The following is a 22885-nucleotide window of genomic DNA, read 5'->3' as shown; positions in this document are numbered from 1 at the left end:
TGTAGAACGCTGGTGTATCAGTCTAATCCCCTTACATTGCATCCGAAACGGGATGCGAGAAGAGTAATCGCCCGTTGGCTTAAAGCGGAAATTAGAGAGTGAATAGTTTCACTCTCGCCGCTTGAAGGCGACGAGCTCTGTGAGGAGGGGGACTGCGGGCGAAAACATGCCCAGGGCATGGCTAATAGCGGAAACTAGGGAGTGAACAATTTCACTCCCGCCGCTTGAAGGCGACGAGCTCGGCGAGGAGAGGGGCCGTACTGTGCATGTTGGTTACGTTCATTTCTCGTAGCGCGTTGAGGAAATAATGCAATGTGGGGGTGTCCTAGGAGTTCTTAGGGGCGACGAGTGACCGAAGCACCGCTTCGCTGCGCGAGGAGGTGGAGGCATGGCTGAAAGCGGAAACAAGAGAGTGAATAGTTTCACTCTCGCCGCTTGAAGGTGACGAGCTCTGTGAGGAACGGGGACGCCGACAGGAACCCTGCTTCATGGATGAATTATTAGCACTATTCTTCCTATTTCCTCTAAGTCGTAGTCGGCGACCCGACAAGATCTCTCTTTTAGAAGCTGTGTTGGCGCAAAGCACCGGCCTTGTATCTACAGGTTGGGATTTGCCGTCATGCTGTAGGTAATAGGGCAATGCAAGAGCACGTTGCCGAAAGGGCCGACAAGAAAGCTCGTCGGCCTTGCAAGGCTAAAGCCTCGCCTACAGTACCTAGATAAAAATGCCTCAAGGCATTCGCCTGTTGTTGTTTTTAATAAAATATTCCTAACAAATATTTCCTTTGAAATATTTGTTTCCCCTGCGACTATACAGTAATCTCATGTATTAAAACCTGCGACTTAACGCCGAAGGCGAAGGGGAGAGATAACAATGAACAACAAAGCCCAATCTATTCTCACTGCTGCCATTGCGGCGGCCTTGCTGCTGTCCAGTCAGGGTCTGGCTTACGCTCAGCAAACGGCGCCCTTTGTCAGTGATGTGCCCTTGGTTCAGCCGGCCATGCTCTCTCCCGCTTTTTGGTTAAAACAGCAGGCGGATAACGCGCCGCTGATGAGCGAGCGGCAAATTCAGGCCTTTAACCGCAAGCTGATTGCCAATAATCCCTATGTTACAGATCCGCTCACCTATGCGGATGAGCTCTCCCGTGACGAGCTGAGCCAACACCTGGAAAAAGCCAGTTCAACACCTTCCAGCCCAAGGTTTTATACCGATGGCCGCCAGCTGACGGACGAGGACTTTGCGCGCTATCACGGTAACACCAATAAGACCCAGGTGCAGGACAAGAATCAGGTGCGCTTTGGCATGGTGGTTGAGCGCACGTCGTTACGCACCTTTCCCACCGATGATCGCGTGCTAAACGCGGAAATGGATGCGGATTTGGATCGCTTCCAGGAAAGTGGCGCCTTCCCGGGTGAGGCGGTGGCGGTGCTGCATGAAAGCGCGGATGGGCTCTGGTATCTGGTGGCCACCTACAACTACACCGCCTGGGTGAAAAAGTCGGCCATCGCCGTGGGGGATAAAGACACCATTGTTGATTATATGCGGGCCAAGGATTTCATCATTGTCAGCGGTGATAAGGTGGACACCAGCTTTGTGCCTAATAAACCACGGGTTTCCGAGGTGCAACTGGATATGGGGGTGCGCCTGGCGCTGATGCCACAAGAGCAAATTGAGCACCTCACTCACGGCCAAAACAGCTTTGCCAGCTATATCGTCAAGCTGCCGGTGCGCAATGAGGATGGCTCTTTGGCCTTTGAAAAGGCGTTATTGCCGCGCTCCAGCGATGTGAGTCTGGGTTATTTGCCGCTTACCCGGCATAACCTCATTGCTCAGGGGTTTAAGTTTTTAGGCGAGCGTTATGGCTGGGGGCACGACTACAACGCCCGGGATTGCACTGGTTTTGTCGGCGAGATTTATAAAACCTTTGGCGTGATGATGCCGCGTAATTCTTCATGGCAGGGCAAGGGAGAGTACGGTTATAACTGGCGCTTTGATGACGATGCCACGCTGGAGCAAAAGCAGCAGGTGCTGGCACAGATGCAGGTCGGCGACCTTATCTATATTCCTGGCCATGTGATGATGTATATCGGCGATTATCAAGGCCAGCCCTATGTGATCCATGACGTAAAAGGGCTTGGCTACTTAAAAGGCGATGGCGGATTTTACGATGGCGAGCTCAATGGCGTATCCGTGACGCCCTTGTTACCCCTGTATTTAAATGCCGATACCTCCTATTTAGATAAAACCTATGCCATTAAACGTATCGCTCCGGGCGGTGCACTATGATCATTAAGTCGGTACGCTTTGCCCGCTTGTCGGTGCCCTTGCACACCCCGTTTAAAACGGCGCTGCGCACGGTTTCCAGCATAGAAGACCTGGTGGTCATAATCGACACCCAGTGTGGCAAAAGGGGTTATGGCAGCGCACCGAGCACGCCGGTGATCACCGGCGACACCCACCAATCCATAATAAGCATTATCAACACAGTCCTTGCGCCTCAGCTTATCAATCAGGATGTGCGCAATATCAATGCCCTGTGCGATCGTTTGGCCGCTGCCGTAGTGGCCAACTCCAGTGCCAAAGCGGCGCTGGAAATTGCCTTGTATGATCTGTGGGCGCAAGGTTTGGGCGTGCCCTTGTATCGCGCCTTGGGCGGTGATCAAGGCGAGCTTAAAACCGATGTCACCATCAGCGTAGATGCCATAGATAAAATGCTGAGCGATTGTGATATCGCCTTGGCTAAAGGCTTTGATGTGCTGAAAATCAAAATAGGCAATGACCTTGAGCAGGATATTCAACGGGTGCGCGCTATCGCCCGGCATGTGGGCAACAAGGCGGCGCTGCGCCTGGATGTGAATCAGGGCTGGGATGCCAAGCAAGCGGTGCGCGCACTGCGGGCCATAGAAAGCGAAGGCATAGTCCTGGAGCTGGTGGAGCAGCCGGTAAAAGCCAATGACGTTGACGGCCTTGAGTATATTAGTGCGCGGGTCCAGTCTAAGATCATGGCCGATGAAAGTGCCTTCTCACCCAGGCAGGTGATCACCCTGCTGGAGCGTGGCGCCGTGGACATTATCAATATTAAGCTGATGAAAAGCGGCGGTATCAGTCGTGCCTTGCGGATTGCCGATATCGCCGCCACCTATGAGCGCCCTTGTATGATCGGTTGTATGCTGGAAGGCAGTATTGCCGTTGCCGCGGCGGCACATCTGGCGGCGGCCAAGGCCAAGCAAATCGGCCTGATAGATTTAGACGGTCCAGCTCTTGGCCAGTACGACCCAGTGCAAGGCGGAACCCGCTTTTGCGGGCCCGCTATCACCCTAAATACTGGTCCTGGCCTGGGAATTACCGGCATCGAGGGTCTTATCCAACTACCCAATGGAGTATGGCAATGAATAACACACTAACCAGTCTGATCATGCTGATCGCCAGTGCCTGTAGCGGCCCGGCCTGGGCCAAGGCTGAGCCCGAGCCCATTAAAGATGACAACCGCCAACTGGCGGTGGTGGTGACCGACTCCTGGACGGATATCCAAGGTGAAATGACCTTGTTTGAGCGCGGCGATGATAACCAGTGGCACGCCATAGGGGAGCCTGGCGCCGTGGTGATTGGTCGCACCGGCCTGGCCTGGGGCATTGGCTTACATGAGCTCCAGCAAGGTCAGCAGAAGGTTGAGGGAGATGGCAAGGCGCCCGCCGGAGTATTTCGTTTGGGGAATGCCTTTGGTTATATGGATGCGCTTACCACCGGCCTGGATTATCACCCCATGGACGCGGGGGATTACTGCATCGATGTGAACGGCTCGCCCTATTACAACCAGTTGGTGAATACCAAGGTGGTGGGTGAAAAGGCGGTAGAAGGCTCATCCGAGGCCATGCGCCGCGATATTCACAGCCAGGACGATTTATACAAAAAGGGTATTATCGTTGCCCATAACCCGGAGAATATCAGCGGTGCCGGCAGCTGTATTTTTATGCATTTATGGCGCGCCGCGGATAAGCCTACGGCGGGGTGTACGGCCATGGCCGAGGCGGATATGGATGCCCTGTTGCGCTGGCTGGATAAAGACAAACAACCCCTGATGGTGATATTGCCGCGCATGGAATATGCGCTAAAGCAAACACTCTGGCGCTTGCCGCCCTTAGGGCCACAAAAATAATAACAAGGCGGGTTGATGATAAACGCACATTATGAAGCGCTCGACTGGCTGGTATTCGGCGCCTATGCCTTGCTCATCGCGCTTACGGCCTGGTGGTTTAACCGCAAAAAGGCTAACACCTCGGCGGAGTATTTTCTCGGTGGTAATGCCATGCCGACCTGGATGGTGGCGGTGTCTGTGCTGGCCACCTCGCAATCGGCGGCCACCTTTATCGGTGGCCCGGATCAAGGCTATCAAGGAGATTTGTCCTATTTGGCCACCAATATAGGCGCCTTTATTGCGGCCCTGGTGGTGGCTCAGGTGCTTATTCCACGCTTTTATCAATATCGTGTTTATACCGTTTATGAGCTGCTGGAGCAGCAGGTGGGCCCCAAGGCCAAGCGCCGCGCCGGCCTGATGTATTTGTTCGGGCGGGTGTTTGCCAGCGGTGCGCGCCTGTATATGGCCGCCATTGCCGTGGCCATGATCCTCTATGGCAATATCGCCGCCAGCAGCGTCATTATGGCCACCCTGGTGCTGGTGATCATAGGTCTTGCCTACAGTATTTTTGGCGGTATTCGCACCGTCATCTATTCCGATGTGATCCAGTGCTTGGTGTACACCAGTGCCGCCGTGTGCGTGATTGTCAGTTTATGGCTGGCGATCCCCGCCGATTTCTCAACCATTATCGAGGCGTTGCAAAACCCGGGGCCGGAGCAGGGCTCCAAGCTGGCCTTGTTTAAGTTTGACCTGGATTTTTCCGCTGCCGGGGTGTTTAACATGGCGTCGGTACTGACCGGCTTTGTGCTCTTAAACATTGCCGCCTTCGGTCTGGATCAGGACATGACGCAGCGGGTGTTGACCTGTAAAGACGCGCGCTCCGGCAGTCGCGCCATTATGCTGTCCATCGCCATGGTGATCCCTGTGATGTTCTTGTTTATCGTCATTGGCCTGCTGTTGTTTGTGTTTTATCAGCGCCCCGACATCATGCTGGGGGCCACCGAACGGGCTGTCCATGGAGCCAATGTCGGGCAATTCCAGGGTGAGAAGATCACCGTCTTTATGCACTATGTTCTTAATGAAATTCCCGCCGGAGTAAAGGGCCTGGTGACCATAGGCATCGTTGCCGCCGCCATTTCCACCCTGAACTCAGGGCTCAGCTCCATGGCCTCCGTGGTGGTGCAGGATATCTACCGACCCTGGCATGAAAAGCGTCAGCGCCAGCAGGGCGACGCACAAAAAGAAGATCATCATTATGTGCTGGTGGGGCGCTTTGCCATGTTGGGAGTGTCACTGGCGCTGGGCTCCATGGCCGTTCTTTGTTACTTCTGGCAGCAATATTCGCAAATGCCGCTGCTGAAATTTGCCCTGAGTGTCATGGTGTTTTCGTACTCTGGCCTGTTGGGCGTGTACTTCACTAGTCTTTTCCTCGGACGCGGCAGCGAAGCATCGGTGTTCGCAGCCCTGATAGTCGGCTTTGTGGCCACCTTGTTGATGCAACCCTATGTGCAAGAGATGCTGTTGCCGAGCCAGTGGCAGTTTAATCTAGGTTTTACCTGGCAGCTGTGTATCGGCACCGCGTTAGCCACCCTGGTCTGTGCCTTTGGTCGCAAGCCCGAAGCGGCAGGCCAGGCAGTGAGCGCGGCGACTAATCAATCAAGCAATAATCCCATCAATCATGAGGTGCGTCATGGCTAACTGGGTACTGGCCATAGATGGTGGCGGCACAAAAACGGCATTACGCCTGTATGACTCGGATGGTCAGGTGGTGCAAGAGCATAGAGGGCCGGGCTCATCACTGGGTCATGACTTGCTATTGGGCTGTGATACCCTGTGTGCTCAGGTGGCAAGCATACTTCACGATGCGGCCATATTGCCGAGTCAGGTCAATTGCGTTGCCGGTGTTGCCGGCGCCGGGAATCCGTATAATCAAGCGCAATTACGCAGCCGCTTACAGGCACTTGGCTTTGCCGAGGTTACGGTGGTCAGCGACGCTATTACCTCCGCCTATGGCGCCAATTTGGGCGCCCCGGTGGCTTGTGTTGCCCTTGGCACCGGCAGTGTCGGCACCCGTTTACTGGCAGATGGCAGCGCGCACTTAGTCGGAGGCTGGGGCTTTACCCTGGGCGATGAAGGCAGCGGTGCCCGTTTGGGAGCCATGTTGGTGCAGGCCCTGATGCAGGCGCTGGACAAACAACAAGCGCTTACCCCCTTGCTCGAGGTGCTGGCGCAAAGAGTCGGTCACAGCCGCGAGGCGCTGAGTCAGTGGCTAAGCGGTGCTAAGGTAGGGGACTATGCAGGCCTGAGTGAGCTGGTGTGGCCCTATCAAGGGCGCTGCGATATGGCCGCAGAAATACTGCAACGTCATGCCCGGGCGGTTGAGCAACTTATCCGCGCTACCCGCGGAGAATATGATTTGCCTGTGGTATTGTTGGGCGGTTTAGCCGACAATACGATCCCATTATTGGCACCCTGGTGTCAGGCCCTGGTGCAGCGCGCGCGGGGTTCGGCTCTGGATGGCGCCTATTTGCTGGCATTAAAGAATTTATAACTGGATCAAGTACATGAGTTTACCAAGTGACCATAGCTCTGAGTTATTGCGAGAGTTAAATACCATAGTTTCTGAGGGACAAAACCCGCAAACCCTGGATATTGACCTCTTACCCAGCGAGGCCATTCTTCGTAAACTGAATGATGAAGATCAAAAGGTTGCCCCGGCGATCAGGGAAATTATCCCGGCTATCGCCAAGGCGGTCGACGCCATAGTTGATGCCTTTGCTAAGGGCGGCCGCCTTATCTATATCGGCGCCGGAACCAGTGGCCGTTTAGGGGTGCTTGATGCCGCCGAATGTCCTCCCACCTTTAGTGTTGAACCCGGTCAGGTAGTGGGCATTATCGCCGGTGGCGAGCGGGCGATTCAAAAGGCAGTGGAAGGGGCAGAAGACAATGCCGCCATGGCAATTGAAGACTTACAAAAACACCAGCTAAAAAGTGACGATGTGCTGGTGGGTATTGCTGCCAGTGGTCGCACGCCTTATGTGGTATCGGCGCTCAATTATGCCCGTGAGCAAGGCTGTGTAACCGTAGGGATCAGTTGCTCGCCAAATTCCGCTGTGCTTAATGCCGCAGATATCCAGCTGGCCGCCGTGGTCGGCCCAGAAGCGCTGACCGGCTCAACGCGCATGAAATCGGGCACTGCGCAGAAGCTGGTGCTTAATATGCTCAGCACCGCCAGCATGATCCGCTCCGGTAAGGTGTATCGCAACCTGATGGTGGATGTGAATGCCAGCAACGATAAGCTCAAGGCCCGTGCCGTGCGTATCGTAATGCAGGCCACCGAATGCACCGAGCAGGAGGCGGTCGAGGCACTGGCGCAGAGCGAGCATAGTGCCAAGCTAGCGATTTTAATGCTGTTGACCGGCAAAACCGCGAGTGAGGGCAAGGCCTTGCTGGATAACAACAAGGGTTTTTTACGCTCGGCGGTGCAAGAGGTTGAAGGCGATGCTTAAGCGCCTGTTGGCAGCCTTTGCCCTATTGATTTTACTTAGCAGTGCCTGTGCTCAGGCCGACCAGCAAGATATCCAGGTTGGCGCCAGTCGCTTTGAGCACTACCTGCCCTTACTCAAGGGGAAGCGGGTTGGCCTGGTGGTTAACCAAACTTCTACCTTGGGCGACACCCACCTGGTGGATGCCTTGCTGGCCAAGCAGGTTAAGATCACCACCATTTTCGCTCCAGAGCACGGCTTTCGCGGTGATCAAGATGCCGGCGCCCACATAGATTCGGGCATAGATACCAAAACCGGCCTGCCCATCATTTCTATTTATGGCAAGAACAAGCAGCCCAGCGCAGAGGCGATGAGCCAGGTCGATGTGGTGCTGTTCGATATTCAAGACGTGGGTGTGCGCTTTTATACTTATATCAGCTCCATGCACTATATGATGCAGGCCAGCGCCGCGGCCAAGGCCGAGTTTATCGTGCTCGACAGGCCCAACCCCAATATCGCCTATATCGACGGGCCGATACTGGAGCCGGAGTTTCGCTCCTTTGTTGGCATGCACCCGATACCCGTTTTGCATGGCATGACGGTGGGTGAGCTGGCGCAAATGATAGTGGGTGAAAACTGGCTGGAGAAGGGAGTGAATCCCGAGCTCACAGTGATCCCCGTGGCGAATTACGCTCGTGATAGGGGTTATTCTTTGCCGATAAAACCCAGCCCCAACCTGCCCAACGATCAGGCCATAGGTTTATATCCGTCGCTGTGTTTCTTTGAGGCGACGCCGGTCAGCATCGGCCGCGGTACGGATTTCCCGTTTCAGGTGTTAGGCCATGATAAGGTGGTTCTAGGCGAATTTACTTTTTCCCCACGTTCCATTGTTGGTGCTGCCAGCTCCCCTAAACTGGAAGGTCTGGTGGCCAAGGGCTTAGATCTACGCCAAAGCCAGGTCAGGGGCCTGGATTTGGGTTGGCTGATTGCCGCCCATAAGCGTTTTGCGGAGCAGGGCGAGGTGTTCTTTAGTAGTGCCGGGTTTATGGATAAGCTTGCCGGTACGGATGCCCTGCGCTTAGCGATAGAGTCTGGTCAAAGCGAGGCTGAGATAAGAAAGAGCTGGCAAGCAGGCCTGGATGCCTTTAAAGCGGCGCGGAAAAAATACCTGCTGTATCCAGAGTGAGTAGTTGGAGATAACAAAAAAGGCCCAGTTGGGCCTTTTTTGCTTCTGTGTTTTAACCTTCACGGAATGCTTTTACCACATCGTTGGAATGCTCCAACAACTTACGCCCCGGACGCGTCGCCTGAGTAAGGGCGATAAAGAGAATATCGATCACAAAGTCCTGCGCCGTGCGCGCCAGAATAGAACTCAGACGAATCGACTCTTCCTCGGCCACAGAATAGAGGTTCACCGAAGCGCAATCTGCCACCGGGCTGGAGCCAAACTTGGTCACCGCAATCACGGGGCAATTATTCTGTTGAGCCTGATGCGCAGCTTCTGCCACTTCCCGGGTTTTACCCGACTCACTGATGGCGATAACCAGGTCGTCCTTGCCCAGGGTCGACACATAGGCCAGTTGGGCATGACCGTCCGCTTCGGCGATGGCGGCTATGCCTAACTTTTGCAGCTTATAGGCAAAGTCTTTGGCCACCAAAGCCGAACCACCGAGGCCACAAATGGCAACGCGACGGGCATTTTTAAGTAAGGCCACCGCCTGCTCTACGGACTGGGCTTCATTGAGGTTCTTTGTTTCGGTTAATACCGCCATCTTGCTGCTTAACAGCTTTTCGGCAATCTGCTCTAGGCTATCATTAAGGGTGATCTTACCGTGCAGCTTAGGGGCAGGAGACTCTGAGTTGAGGGCGTCAATAACCGCCAGCTTAAAGGCGGGGAAGCCCTTATACCCGAGCTTTTGGGCAAATTTAACCACGCTCGATTGGCTTACGCCCACCACCTTGGCCAACTCAATGGAGGAGAGGTCGCGAATAGCATTCGCACTGTTCAGCGTAAAATCGGCCAGTTTGGCTTCGCTACTGGAAAAAGACTTACGCAGTGCTTTAATTTTTACAAATGTCGACATAAGAAGTTACTTAGTATTGTTAGGTTTCTCTGTCTTATGGATACCTTTGAACGCTTGGTACACATGTTAACAACGACGTAATGGCAAAGTGTAACTCAATATTCCAAATAAAAGGAATAAAAAATTTTTATAAGAAGGCCCAACGAGGTCGAGTAAAAAAGCCTCGTTCTAAGCCTTGGTTCATATTTTCTAGGCTATTTTTATTACCTTTTAAGCACAGGGGAAGTTAAGTTTAAGAATATATATTCCATTAATTTTAAATTGAAAGAAATAAAATATTATTATACGGTTAGAGGGTTGTTGTTGCGTTTATAAGTTCAAGACACTGTGCTTAAGCATAGTTTTTTCGCTATAGGTTGGTATGGATAAAGAATCTTTGCAGATGCGCTGTAAGAGTCTGCTGTCGTTGCCCTTGTTATTTTTACTGAGCAGTTGCAGTTCAGGCTACGATTTCAAGCAGTCACATAATTATTCCAAGCGCATTAAATTTTTGGTGATGCACTACACAGCGATTGATTATGAAAAGTCTGAGCGCGTGTTGGTGGAAAAAGGCGGTTTAAGCGCCCATTACCTGGTGCCCGAAAGTCAGGATCCCAGCTATGGTGAGCGCGATCTGCAAGTTCTTCAGCTGGTGAAAGAGCAGGACAGAGCCTGGCATGCGGGGAATAGTTATTGGCAGGGGCGCACCGATCTTAATGACCACTCCATCGGTATTGAGGTGGTGAATGTCCCCAGTTGCAGCGACAGGGCGCCGAGTATGGAGCCGGAGATTTCCACCATTGAATATGGTGCTGAGCCGTTTTGTGTGTTCCCCGATTATGATCCCAAACAAATCGAATTATTAATCGCCCTTAGTCAGGATATTCTCGCTCGTAATCCGGATATTGGCCCGACCCAGGTTGTCGGGCATGCGGATATAGCACCGGGGCGAAAACTCGACCCGGGTCCACGTTTCCCTTGGTATCAGCTTTATAAGGCGGGCATAGGTGCCTGGTATCAACAGCAGGATGTGGAATATTACTGGCGCCACTTTAGCGCCGCGCCGCCTTCTGTGGCCGTGATACAGCAAGCGCTGGCGGATTATGGCTATGGGATTGCGGTGACCGCCCGGCTCGATCAGCAAACACTGGATGTACTTAAGGCATTTCAAACACACTTTTTGCCCTGGCAGGTAAATGCCCAGGCGGATGCGAAAACGGCGGCGGTATTGTTCGCTCTGCTCAAACGTTATAAGTCGAAAAAGGCGGATAAAAACTTTGCACTTTACCAGGAGTTGGTCGAGCAACCACAGGAGTTTGCCGCCTTGGGTCATGAGCAGCTTTATATCCAGTACCCACAGCCGGATGTCAGCTCGCGGGTCGATGTAAACAACAAATACCAGTTTAAGTCCTATCGCCGCCGTGGTGAGATCATCATAGACAACATCAGCGCCGAACGCGCCGAAATCATTATTAATGGCGAAACCATTAATATCGCTCGGCCCTTAAAGGCCGGGCACAGCTACCGCTATTCGCTGGCAAGGCGCACCCGCGATGGGATAAATACATTGCATATAAAGTCGGTCTTTCCCGAGGATGCCGAGCTGCGCATCCGTATTCCCGCACCCGAGCTAAAACCCAACCCGGGGGCGCTCAACTTTGCCGCGGTGGATGCCTTAATTGAACAAGAGGTTGAGCTGGGCTTCCCCGGCGCCGTGCTTGGCGTGGTACACAAGGGCGAGCTGGTTAAGCTCAGCGCCTATGGTTATGCCCGTGCGCACCACGGCAAAGAATCTGTAGCCGCACAGCCCATGGCAGTCGATACCCTGTTTGATCTTGCCTCTAATACCAAGATGTTTGCCACCAATCTGGCATTGATGCATTTGGTGTCGCAGGGACGCCTGGATGTTAATAAGCCCATTAGCCATTATCTGGCGGAATATACCGGGCAGGGACGCGAGGTACGGTTGGTAAAAGACCTGCTTACTCACAGCGCAGGTTACCCGGCGGTGGTGGACTTTCATCGCGCCGATAATCACCTAGGCAGGCCATTTTATTCCCTTAATAGCGAGCGCACCAAACAGCTGTTAATCCGTGGCGTGCCCTTTGAGATGATGCGGGCTCAGCGTCACCTCTACAGTGATGTTGACTATATGCTGCTCGGTGTTTTGATTGAACGTATTACCAACATGCCCCTTGATGCCTATGTGGAAAGCCGCTTGTTTGCCCCCTTAGGGCTCAATACCCTGGTATTTAATCCGCTGCAAAAGGGCTTTATGCCTTCGCAGATAGCGGCTACCGAGATTGAAGGCAATACCCGCGGTGGCCGGGTGAATTTCGAGGGCGTGCGGGATTATGTGCTCCAAGGCGAGGTGCATGATGAAAAGGCGTTTTACTCCCTGGCCGGGGTGGCCGGACATGCGGGCCTGTTTGCCGATGTGCAAAGTGTGGCAAAACTCACACAATTGTTGCTAAACCGGGGTAGTTATGGTGAAGTGCAGTTAATCAGGCCCGAGGTGGTCGATCAGTTTATTAAGCCCACGGCAACGGATGAAAGCTATGGCCTGGGCTGGCGTCGCGCCGGCAATGGCGCGCGCATATGGCATTTTGGTCCCTACGCCAGCCCAAGGGCATACGGACACACGGGCTGGACCGGCACGGTAACTGTAATAGACCCGGAATATGATCTGGCCATAGTGCTGTTTACCAATGCCCGCCATAGCGAAGTGACCGGCTCGCAAAGCGACTATAGATTTAAAGGCAAAGAATTTGAAACGGGGAAATACGGTTCGGTGATCACCCGTGTCTATGAAGCTATTTTGGCTCATGGCAAGTAACGACTAACACAGGATACCCCTGCCCGGGTATCGCCCAAAACGGCATCTTTTGATGCCGTTTTTTTATGGCTAAAAGAAGTGCGTAGGCAAAGGGTGCCGGGGACATGGTTTTGATGTTTGTTACAGGGTTAGGAAGTGCGCAGAAAATAAAAAGCGCCCCGAAGGGCGCTGGTCTATCTTAGGTTGTTATCTTAGCTTAGAACGCAAATTTCAATGACAGTTGCACTCGGCGCGGACTGTAATAGTCACGGGGCTCGCCAAAGGTACTGTTAACAAAATAAGGGTCGTTGTTATACCCGGTCTGACGGTCAAACAGGTTAAAAATATCGGCACGGAACTGCAGCGCATAATCGCCATAGACGGTAAAGTCCTGACTGTAGTTCAGATCCAACTGCCAGTGGCTTGCGCTGCGGCGGCTGCCCGCCGGCTCCGCATAGCGGCTGGTGTGGCTGGAGCTGCTGCCATAGAGATTACCATCCCATTTCTCCCAGGGACGACCCGACTGGAAGACAAAATAGGCGCCGATATTGGCTTCCCAGGGAGTGGTGTAGTAGCCGTATACCTTGAGCTTATGTGGCTTATCGCCAGAGAGGGTGCCATAGCGGTAATCCCAAGGATAGCGGCCTATGCCGTCACCATACCAGGAGGAGCCAACAAAGGTGTTGGCATCATTGTTGGCGGTGGTATTATCCTGGTCGAAGTTGCCATAGTAGTGGCTCCATACATAGGAGGCATTTACATAGGTGTTATCGCCCATGTACTCGGCCTCAAGGCTGGCTTCCCAATACTTGGTCTCGCCACCATCCACCTCGGCTATTACATAGGATGAGCCGCCGATTTCATTACGAATATCCTGCAGGTTCTCTATGTATAAGCCCTGAGCGGCAATGTCTGCCGGTACACCCGGGGCATCGATGCCATCATAGTTGGTGAGGCGGGCGTTATTGGGCATATCTTCCCAAAAGTGCAGGCCCTTGCGGTGACGTACATGCGCCCGCAGCACCAGATCTTCACCCACGTATTTGGTGGTTCCCAGGGTGATTTCATTAATGCGACGCGGCTTCATGCCTTCCTGAAACAGCTTACCTGAAGAAGAAGCGCGGGGTTCGGCATAGATAACATTGCCATCGGCATCGAATTCAACGTCAATGGCACTGCGGTTGTTCCTGTCCCAGGAGGCGGCACGAGCCAGGGAGCTGGTTTCCGGGTTGTAGATGGCGAAGTTGGCAAAGACATCATCTTCGTCGGCATAATTCCATTTCACGCCCAGGCGCGGCTGTATCATATCGCTCCAGTCGGTTTCATACATCTTGTACTTATGTCCCGGGGCCAATTCATAGCCGGAGATGGTGCCGGATTTAGGGCGCAGGCCCTGACCATAATAGGTATCGCGACTGACTAACACACCTATATTGTAAGTCCAATCGCCATATTCTATGGTGTCGTTAATCTCGAAGTTCAGAGTCTTGGTTTCGGAGGTGATGGCCGGTGCCAAATCGCCGCTGCCTACCAGGCTCATTTGTTGCACCAGGGCGCGATAAATAACCGGGGTGTCATTGCCTGCTTGTTGGCTCAGATCCAAGCCGCCGACATAGTTAATCCGTCCCCAGCCATTGGAGAAGCGTGTAAGTACCTCCTTACCCTCTGACCATTGCCCGCCAAAGTGCAAGGTGTGATAAGTATCGCCCCAGCTAAATTCATGATCGAGTTCGAGCTCAAATGAATCGCGGTAAAAATCCTGGTCGTCGTACTGCAAGTAGGCACCGACGCCACCGCCGCCCATTTTCATGCCGTTTTCCGTGTAACCGAACTGCTCGATCAGCGCCGCCGCACCGGCATTATAGGCGGCGATTTGCTCTGGGGTATAGTTGTCACTTGGGCCGCGCAGTTCGGGCACATTAAAGTAACCCATTTGATCTAGGTTATCGACATCCAGGGTGCCGCTCAGCGACGGCTGGAAATTAAGCTCTGTATCCGGGCGCGAGCTGCTTTGTAGATCAAAGGTGCTGTACTGAAACGATAAGGTGGTGTTTGAATCTATCAGCCAGGAGCCGTCCAGGGTGAAAATATCCTGATCCGTCTCGCCGCCAACGGACACACTGTCGGTTTCGTATTCACCAATGGAGGCACCTTCCTCGGTCTTATCCGAGATGCGCTGAGAAATATTGAATAACAGGTCGTCACGGGGCGCCCAGGTAAGCTTACCGAAGAACTCATCGCGCTCGCTCTTATAGTTTTTCACATCGCCGTAGGCCGTATCCTTGTTACTGCGCTTTTCCTCGGGACGGTAATAGGAGGTGTAGAAATACAGGGTATCCTCAATCAGCGGGCCGCCCAGGTTAGCTGTTATCCAACTCTTATCCGTTTCATAACTTTCCTGACCAACGGGAGAGGCAACCAGGCTTTTGGGCTGAACCTTGTATTCCACCGAGCCGGTAAACTCGTCTGTGCCAGACTTGGATACTGTGTTGATGGCAAAGCCGCCGGAGCGGTTAAAGTCAACGGCCTTAGCACCGCCTCTGTCCATGGTGACATAGGCAACATCGTGGGTGGAAGGCTCGGATGCCAGGTTTCCAAACATGGGCAAGGAAACATTAACACCATCAAAGCCATAGGAGTTATCCACCCCAGAGCCACCGGCCGACGGGCCGAGGACTGAGTTTTCAGACAGCTCGACGCCAGGCACCAGTTTAAGTAGGTCGCGATAGTCTTGGCCTATGGGCACCCCTTCGATGGCTTTCTCTCCTAAGGAGTTGGTGAGCGAGGAGTTACCTTGGCGATATAAGCGACTGCCGGTAATAGTGATTACCTCGGTCTTGTCGCCGGTCAGGCTCAGTTCCACATCAACCTTAGAGGTCTGCTCTAACAATACCTGCACCGTCATAGTTTGACTGGCGCCGTCTTTATTGGTGAAGGTGAGCTCGTAGGTACCAGGCTTTAACTGTGGCAGATCGAAGCTCCCATCGGCTCCGGTGACCACGGTACGGGCCTTAGGCATAACGCTTGAGCGTGCGGTGACCGTTACCCCGGCCATGGACTGTTCGGTTTGCTCGGCGATAACCGTGCCCTTGATGCCGCCGGTCAAGGCCGCCAGTGCCGGAGCACTGATAAAGGCCGCGGCAATCAGGGTGGAAGTGATCGCTGTTGTAGGTGCCCGCATCGCGCGGCAGCTAGCCTGCGCCAATGCGCTGAGGTTGAAGTGAGTTGGTTTCATTATATCCCCATCCTTATAATAATTTATTTATCGGTTGGACCTTAACCCTGTGATTTCCCCTGTTTTATTAGTGCTAACCTTCCTTTTGTTGCATATATATTAAACAATTGTTACCAGGATTAATCAAGAATATTTTTTTCATGTTATTCTTATTATTAAAAATAAAATATGAATATAACGACGCGAAATGAGCACCATACAGCGGGCGAATTCTTGCTTGCAGGTATGGGGTAAGGCTAAGTATCTATATGAAAGGAATAGTAAAGGTTGGCCAAGAGGACTTGGCCAACCTATCAAAGCCAGGCTGGCAGGGTGTCCATGGCAAGCAGGGCATCAAAGTCAATACGCTCGCGAATAATACTGTATTGGCTGCCTTTCACCAGTACCTCGGGGGCATTAAGGCGGGAGTTGTAATGTGACGCCATCACGGCGCCGTAGGCTCCGGCGCCCATAATGGCGACTAGATCGCCTTGTTCACATTCGCCGAGGGAGCGGTTTTTGGCGAAGGTGTCGCCGGTTTCGCATACCGGGCCGACTATGTCATAAACCGCTTGGCTGGGCTTTTGCTCCACGGTAGCAATATGGTGGTAGGCGTCGTACATGCTCGGGCGGATCAAGTCATTCATGGCCGCATCGAGGATCAAGAAGGTGCGCTCTTGCCCGGTTTTCACGTATTCCACCCGAGAGACCAGGACGCCGGCATTGCCGACCATGGAACGCCCAGGCTCGACTATGATTTTGCAACCAAGGTGGCCAAGGTGCTGTTTGGCATGCTCGGCATAGGTGCGGATGTCCGGCTCATCGCTGTGCTCGCCATAATTAATGCCTAAACCACCACCTATATCTATGATTTTAATGGTGATACCTTGTGCTTTGAGGGCGCTTACTAGCTCCGCAACCTTGGCAAAGGCGGCGGCAAAGGGCTCCAGGTTAATCAGCTGGGAGCCAATATGCACATCCACACCTGTCACTTCTATACCCGGTAAAGACGCCGCTTTAAGATAAAGCTCGGGCGCCAAATCGATATTAATGCCGAACTTATTCTCCGCCAGACCCGTGGTGATCTTGGCATGGGTTTTGGCCTCAACGTCCGGGTTCACGCGAATGGAGATGCGTGCTGTGGTATTCATTTCCACCGCCAGGGCACTGATGCGCTCTAATTCCGGCTCGGACTCAACATTAAACTGCAAAATGCCCTGGGCCAGGGCATAGCGGATTTCCTGCTCGCTTTTACCCACACCGGCGAAGACGATTTTCTCCGCCTTAATGCCGGCGGCCAGCGCGCGGCGGATCTCGCCTTCGGAAACAGTATCGGCACCGGCACCCAATTGCGCCAAGGTGGCTAAAATTGCCTGATTGGAGTTGGCTTTTACGGCATAACAAATTAAGCTATCCAGTCCTGCAAACGCATCGCTGTAGCGCTGATAATTACTGGCAATAGCCGCAGCCGAGTAACAGTAAAATGGGGTGGGGATGTGTTTGGCAAGCTCGCCGATGGTAACATCTTCAACCTGCATGTGCTGATCCACATAAGGAAAGTAGGGAAGTGGCTGCATAACTAAAAAATTACAGTTGAATGAAAACTAATTGAATAATCTATGCTCATTTGCAAGACTATTCAAGCTTTATAATAACAAGGATAACACCATGTCTTGGTATTCCATTTTGCCGCCGCTGGTAGCAATTGCAATCGTCTTTTGGCGTAAAGAAGTGATCATGGCTCTGTTGTTGGCCGTGGCAACATCCGAGTTTTTACTGGCGATAAGTGGCGAGGGTAATACCTTATTCTATACCTTTATCAATACCATAGAGCGTGTGGTCGCGACGGCATCGTCGCCGGGTAACAGCCGAGTCATTCTCTTTAGTGTGCTTATAGGCGCGCTGCTCGCTTATATTCGCGAGTCCGGCGGCGTGGCCGCAACCGTGAACATGTTAATCGGCAAGGGCGTGGCCAAGTCAAAGCGCCAGGTGGGTTTTTTAACCATGTTTTCCGGCATAGCCGTGTTTATCGAGTCCAACCTAAGTGTGTTGACCGCGGGTATTCTTTCGCGCGGTCTTTTCGATAAGTTTAAAATGAGCCGTGCCCGTTTGGCCTATATTATCGACAGTACCAGTGCCCCCGTATGTATCCTGATTCTGCTTAATGGTTGGGGCGCCTATGTGCTCGGGCTGTTGAGCAACTATGAATTGGAGCAATCGGCGGTCAGTATTTTATGGGGCAGTGTTGCCTATAACTTTTATGCGATTATCGCCTTGCTGATCGTCGCCTACACCATCGCCTTTGATAAGGTGCATGGTCCTATGAAGGAAGCGGAGCAAAAGCTGGAACGTTTGGAAGTGAATGTGCCCACCGAGGCCGACAAGGGCACCAAGGCCCGCTTTATGTTGGTGCCTTTATTGACCCTGGTGGTGTCCATGGTCGGCTTTATGTTCTGGACCGGCAATGGTGATATCGCCTCCGGCAGTGGCTCTAAGTCGGTACTTTACGCCACCATCTTATCCTGTGTTGTGGCCTATTTCCTGCTGAGTGCCAGCAAGCTTTTCAGCCACCATAAATTGGTTGAAATGGGCTTTAAGGGCATGGGGGAGTTATTGCCTCTGGTGGCCATAGTCTTGTTATCCATGACCTTGGGCGCCAGCCTGAAAGAGCTGGGAACCGGCGTTTTTGTGGCCTCCCTGGTGGGTGATTACTTACCTATCACCTTGGTGGTGCCCATGCTGTTTTTAACCGGTGCGGTGATCTCCTTTACCACGGGTACCTCCTGGGGCACCTTTGCTATTTTGATCCCCATTGGTGTGCCCTTAATTCAGGCCCTGGGGTTACCTCCTGCGCTGGTGCTCGGTGCTATTTTGGGTGGCGGTGTATTCGGTGATCACTGCTCGCCAATCTCAGATACCAGTGCTGTGTCGGCCATTGCCTCCGGCTGTGACTTGCTTACCCATGTTAAAACCCAGATGCCTTATGCCCTGGTGGGCGGTGCTTTAACCCTGGTTGCCTACTTCCTGGTGAGCCTGGCAATACTTTAAGAGACAGGCTAAGTCGGCGTTAACATAGCGCTATTTATTGCCAACAGGCGGGGGTATAATGCCCCCGTTTTTTATTTTCATTAGGGTGCCCAGCATGACCTTGGAACAGATAGATAAAACCCGCTACCGCAAACATCTTAATATAGTGATAGTCGCCTGTATCGCAGCCTTAGTAGTGGGGAGTTTAGGTATCGCCCGGTTGTTGATCCTTGCCCTGCCAAGCGACAGTGGCAGCCATTTCCATTGGAACCTGCTGGGTGTTGTGGTCAGCTGTATCGCCATAGGTTTTGCTCTTAAACGTGTCGAGCATCATCCCTTTATGACCGAGGTGGTGTATGTATGGCGCTTGAAGCAGGCACTTAATCAGATCACTCGCAAGCTGCGCAAGATTAAGGCGGCGGCGGAGCAGGGCGATGTGCAGGCCATGCATGCGCTGCAATTTAATTACGCCGGTTCAAGGCAGTTATGGCAGCTTGATGATAACACCATCACCATGGATGAATTGGCCATCTCCCAGGCTCAGCTCGATACCCTGGCCGAGCGTTACAATGTCGAAGCCGACGCCAGCCGTTATCAGAGCGAGTACCTTAAACAGCTGTAATCCACATGTAAGGGTAGAGTGCGCCTGTACAGACGGGCGCCTTGCCTAAGGCGCGCAATAAGGCGGTTGAAAACACCCGCCATCTCCCCTAGTCTGGGACTCAATATAACAATTATAAAGAGTGTTCCAGTGCAGTATTGGCAGTATCTCAAGGCCTTAGGGCCAGGCATTTTAATGGCGACCGCAGCAATCGGCGGTTCGCATCTGGTGGCTTCAACTCAGGCCGGAGCCTTATTCGGTTGGCAAATGATAGGGCTTATCCTGGCCGTAAACCTACTGAAGTATCCGTTTTTCCGTTTCGGTGTTGAATACACATTAGTCACAGGCAATAACCTGGTGGCCGGTTATAAGAGCCAGGGTCCCTGGTATTTTTACTGCTTTTTTGCCCTCAATATTATCGCCGCCATAGTCAATACCGCAGGGGTGCTGTTGTTGACTGCGGCGCTGTTGCATTATGTGGTCGGTGGTGCCCTTAGCATGACGGTGCTGTGCATCATTATTCTGCTTTTTTGCCTGACCCTCTTGGTTCTTGGGCATTATCAGGCCCTCGACAGTGCTGCCAAGTGGATTATGGCGGTGCTGGCCATCAGTACCATAGCCGCGCTAGTGATAGCCTTGCTTAAAAGCGGTGGTGTGCCCATGAATGCGGCCGCTGATTTCACCCCGCCCGACCTGCTGTCGCTGACGGCCTTAAGTTTTATCGTGGTCTTAATGGGCTGGATGCCGGCGCCGATTGAAATTTCCGTGGCGAGCTCTTTGTGGTTGCAGGCGAAGCGACAGCAAACCGAGGTGCCTCTAAAGGCAGGGCTGTTCGATTTTAACTTTGGCTTTATCGTCACCGCATTACTGGCACTGGTGTTTTGCTCCCTAGGAGTGCTCATCCAGTATGGCGGCAATACGCAAATAGCCCTAGCCGGGGTGGCCTTTGCCCAGCAGCTGATCGATATGTACACCAATACCATGGGCGAGTGGTCGCGTTGGCTTATCGCTACCGTGGCCTTTTTATGTATGCTGGGGACTTCGTTAACTGTACTCGATGGCTATGCGCGGACCTTGTATACCGGCACCAAGCTGATGCCAAACTGGTCGTTGCCAAAGCATTTAAATACCTGGCTGATCATGCAGGCGGTGGCGGGGATGGCGGTGATCCTGTTTTTCAAAAGCAATTTGAAAGAGATGCTGACTTTTGCCATGACCCTAGCATTTTTAACCACGCCGGTATTTGCCTGGTTGAATATGCGCCTGGTGCGCCAAACCAAGATTAAACAGCCGCTGTGGTTGCGGCTGTTAACCTGGTTGGGATTGATATACCTAGTCGGCTTTAGCCTTGGGTTTATCGGCCTGCAGATTTGGCAGCGCTGGGGATAAATCTAGGTCAGCATTTTTATTGCTGCGCTGATGCCATCCAGGGTCAGGGGAAACATACGGCTTTGTTCGCCCTTGGCCATTAACTGGTCGATCATCTCGATGGAATGATAGTAGCGCCAATGCGTCTGTGGTGTGGATTCAGCCATACCACCTTATCGAAATGCTGGGTGATGCGCTGCAGCCAGGCGGCGCCGGGCTCCTCATTCCAATGCTCCACACTGCCACCGGGGTAGGCGATTTCGTAAGGCCCCATGGTGGCATCGCCGACAAAGATAACCTTGTAATCGCGGCCAAAACGCTGCATCAGGCTGTGGGTGTCAATCTTCTGGTCATAGCGTCGGGCGTTATCCTGCCATACCTGCTCGTAAACACAGTTATGGAAATAGAAAAACTCCAGGTGTTTAAACTCGCCATGGGCGGCGCTAAATAACTGCTCGCACAGTTGAATATGGTCGTCCATGGAGCCACCGATATCGAACAACATGATCACATTGACGGCATTATGGCGCTCCGGTGCCATTTTCACATCCAGCATACCCCCTTGTTTGGCGGTGGCGGCAATGGTGGCGCCTAAGTCCAGGGTATCGCTGGCTCCGCTGCGGGCAAAGCGGCGCAGTTTTTTCAGTGCCAGTTTCATGGTCCGCGAGCTGATATCGGCCTCGCTGTCGAGGTTACGGTACTGGCGTTTATCCCACACCTTAACGGCGCGGCGTTGGCGCGAGCCGGGTTGACCGATTCGCACTCCCTCCGGGTTATAGCCATAGGCGCCAAAGGGCGAGGTGCCGCCTGTGCCTATCCATTTATTGCCGCCGGCATGGCGTTTTTGTTGCTCTTCGAAGCGCTTTCTAAGTTCTTCCATCAGCTTTTCGAGGCCGCCCATGGCCTCGAGTTGGCGTTTCTCTTCGGCGCTCAGCTGTTTTTCAAACTCCTTGCGCATCCAGTCCTCGGGGATCTGGTATTGCGCCTTTAAGGCGTCAAGCAGGTCGATATCCTCAATGCCACAAAAGTAATCGGCGAAGGCCTTGTCGAAGCGGTCAAAATGAGTTTCATCCTTCACCATTATGGTACGGGCGAGATGATAAAAGGCTTCGCTGTCGGCAAACACCACCCCGGCCTGTAATGCACCAATGAGGTCGAGCAACTCTCGCAGGCTTACCGGCAGGCGGTATTTTCTTAAGGTGAAGAAAAACTCGATGAGCATTAGCGGCGACTCATAAAGGCCAGTTTTTCAATCAAGGAAACGTCTTGCTCATTTTTCAATAGAGCACCAAAGAGCGGCATAAGTCCGCCTTTAGTGGCGCTGCCATGTAAAACCTCGGGCGCTATGTCTTCGGCCATCAAGAGCTTAAGCCAGTCCAACAGCTCGCTGGTGGAGGGCTTTTTCTTCAGTCCGTCGACCTGACGCAAACCAAAGAAGACCTCTAAGGCTTCACGCAAGAGCTTTTGTTTGATATCCGGGTAGTGTACGGCGACGATTTTGTGCATTTCCTCGGCGCTGGGAAAATCGATGTAATGGAAGAAACAGCGGCGCAAAAAGGCATCCGGCAGTTCTTTTTCGTTGTTTGAGGTAATGATCACTATCGGACGTTGCTCGGCACGGACGCGCTCACCGGTCTCATAAACGAAGAACTCCATTTTATCGAGCTCTAACAAGAGGTCGTTGGGGAATTCGATATCGGCCTTGTCTATTTCGTCTATCAGCAGCACCGGACGCGGCTCGTTCTCCTTGGCGCCAAAGGCCTGCCACAGCTTGCCTTTAACTATGTAATTGCCGATATCATGCACGCGCTCGTCGCCCAGTTGTGAGTCGCGCAGGCGCGACACCGCATCGTACTCATACAGACCTTGCTGGGCTTTGGTGGTGGACTTGATATGCCATTGGATCAGTTCGCTGCCGATACTTTTCGCCAGCTCTTCGGCTAACAGGGTCTTCCCCGTGCCGGGTTCACCTTTTATCAAAAGCGGTTTTTCTAAGGCGATGGCGGCATTGACCGCCTGTTTCAGGGCGCTACTGGCAATATAATGGTCGGTTGAATCAAAATGCACGTGGAAATTCCTAACACTGGTCAGACATCGAATTAGCCTAGTCTGCCATAGTTGGCATTTACTACCAAGTCGGCTTGTGACAGCGCCGCATGAGATGCGTATAATG

At 52.9% G+C, this 22885-nt stretch carries 15 protein-coding genes and 1 pseudogene; 11 read left to right on the top strand and 5 right to left on the bottom strand.

Going from position 1 to position 22885, the window contains the following annotated elements; all coding sequences use genetic code 11:
- Positions 1 to 874: 874 nt before the first annotated feature.
- From C2M34_RS09095 to C2M34_RS09065, 7 genes are read left to right on the top strand one after another with little or no spacing between them, the layout of a single operon-like run.
- The gene (locus C2M34_RS09095) at positions 875 to 2290 is read left to right on the top strand and encodes an SH3 domain-containing protein (protein WP_105258583.1); all 1416 of its coding nucleotides are present in this window, start codon (positions 875 to 877) and stop codon (positions 2288 to 2290) included.
- A complete protein-coding gene (locus C2M34_RS09090; protein ID WP_105200820.1) occupies positions 2287 to 3396 on the top strand; it encodes a dipeptide epimerase in 1110 nt (369 codons plus the stop codon). Before C2M34_RS09095 ends, C2M34_RS09090 begins: the two co-directional genes overlap by 4 nt.
- On the top strand, positions 3393 to 4160 hold the full coding sequence (locus tag C2M34_RS09085) for a L,D-transpeptidase family protein (RefSeq protein ID WP_233997968.1): 768 nt from the start codon (positions 3393 to 3395) through the stop codon (positions 4158 to 4160). The genes C2M34_RS09090 and C2M34_RS09085 overlap by 4 nt, the downstream gene beginning before the upstream one ends.
- A gap of 18 nt (positions 4161 to 4178) precedes the next feature.
- A complete protein-coding gene (locus tag C2M34_RS09080) occupies positions 4179 to 5837 on the top strand; it encodes a sodium:solute symporter (RefSeq protein WP_105258604.1) in 1659 nt (552 codons plus the stop codon).
- The gene (locus tag C2M34_RS09075; RefSeq protein WP_158681408.1) at positions 5830 to 6690 is read left to right on the top strand and encodes a BadF/BadG/BcrA/BcrD ATPase family protein; all 861 of its coding nucleotides are present in this window, start codon (positions 5830 to 5832) and stop codon (positions 6688 to 6690) included. Before C2M34_RS09080 ends, C2M34_RS09075 begins: the two co-directional genes overlap by 8 nt.
- Positions 6691 to 6703: 13 nt before the next feature.
- On the top strand, positions 6704 to 7648 hold the full coding sequence (gene murQ / locus C2M34_RS09070) for an N-acetylmuramic acid 6-phosphate etherase (protein WP_105258581.1): 945 nt from the start codon (positions 6704 to 6706) through the stop codon (positions 7646 to 7648).
- Positions 7641 to 8810, top strand: a complete 1170-nt coding sequence (locus C2M34_RS09065; RefSeq protein WP_105258580.1) for an exo-beta-N-acetylmuramidase NamZ family protein — start codon at positions 7641 to 7643, stop codon at positions 8808 to 8810. The genes murQ and C2M34_RS09065 overlap by 8 nt, the downstream gene beginning before the upstream one ends.
- A gap of 52 nt (positions 8811 to 8862) precedes the next feature.
- Here the strand turns inward: C2M34_RS09065 and C2M34_RS09060 are convergent, their stop codons facing one another.
- Positions 8863 to 9708 (bottom strand): MurR/RpiR family transcriptional regulator, encoded by an 846-nt coding sequence (locus tag C2M34_RS09060; protein ID WP_105258579.1) that lies wholly within the window; start codon positions 9706 to 9708, stop codon positions 8863 to 8865.
- A 361-nt stretch (positions 9709 to 10069) separates the two neighbouring features.
- Between C2M34_RS09060 and pbp4b the strand changes: the two genes are divergently transcribed.
- Positions 10070 to 12523, top strand: coding sequence for a penicillin binding protein PBP4B (gene pbp4b / locus C2M34_RS09055; protein WP_105258578.1), 2454 nt, complete (start codon positions 10070 to 10072; stop codon positions 12521 to 12523).
- A gap of 196 nt (positions 12524 to 12719) precedes the next feature.
- On the opposite strand, the gene C2M34_RS09050 is transcribed toward pbp4b, so the two are convergent.
- Positions 12720 to 15737, bottom strand: a complete 3018-nt coding sequence (locus C2M34_RS09050) for a carboxypeptidase regulatory-like domain-containing protein (protein ID WP_105258577.1) — start codon at positions 15735 to 15737, stop codon at positions 12720 to 12722.
- Between the two features lie 293 nt (positions 15738 to 16030).
- Positions 16031 to 17254, bottom strand: coding sequence for a diaminopimelate decarboxylase (gene lysA, locus C2M34_RS09045; protein WP_234398780.1), 1224 nt, complete (start codon positions 17252 to 17254; stop codon positions 16031 to 16033).
- 130 nt (positions 17255 to 17384) lie between these two features.
- Here lysA and C2M34_RS09040 point away from each other — a divergent pair, with 130 nt between their 5' ends.
- The 3 genes from C2M34_RS09040 (at position 17385) to C2M34_RS09030 (ending at position 20733) form a co-directional block, all read left to right on the top strand.
- On the top strand, positions 17385 to 18764 hold the full coding sequence (locus tag C2M34_RS09040; protein WP_105200811.1) for a Na+/H+ antiporter NhaC family protein: 1380 nt from the start codon (positions 17385 to 17387) through the stop codon (positions 18762 to 18764).
- Positions 18765 to 18858: 94 nt separating this feature from the next.
- The gene (locus tag C2M34_RS09035) at positions 18859 to 19365 is read left to right on the top strand and encodes a DUF3087 domain-containing protein (RefSeq protein WP_105213747.1); all 507 of its coding nucleotides are present in this window, start codon (positions 18859 to 18861) and stop codon (positions 19363 to 19365) included.
- 174 nt (positions 19366 to 19539) lie between these two features.
- Positions 19540 to 20733, top strand: coding sequence for an NRAMP family divalent metal transporter (locus C2M34_RS09030; protein WP_105258603.1), 1194 nt, complete (start codon positions 19540 to 19542; stop codon positions 20731 to 20733).
- Between the two features lie 2 nt (positions 20734 to 20735).
- Here the strand turns inward: C2M34_RS09030 and C2M34_RS09025 are convergent.
- Positions 20736 to 21934 (bottom strand): annotated as a pseudogene (locus C2M34_RS09025) (vWA domain-containing protein).
- On the bottom strand, positions 21934 to 22779 hold the full coding sequence (locus tag C2M34_RS09020; protein ID WP_105200809.1) for an AAA family ATPase: 846 nt from the start codon (positions 22777 to 22779) through the stop codon (positions 21934 to 21936). The pseudogene C2M34_RS09025 and the gene C2M34_RS09020 overlap by 1 nt, the downstream one beginning before the upstream one ends.
- Between the last annotated feature and the right edge of the window lie 106 nt (positions 22780 to 22885).

Origin of the sequence: Pseudoalteromonas sp. T1lg88 (assembly GCF_002964765.1) — a bacterium.
Lineage (GTDB): Bacteria > Pseudomonadota > Gammaproteobacteria > Enterobacterales > Alteromonadaceae > Pseudoalteromonas.
Note: the sequence above shows the minus strand (reverse complement) of the source record. Positions and strands in the feature narration are given on the sequence as shown.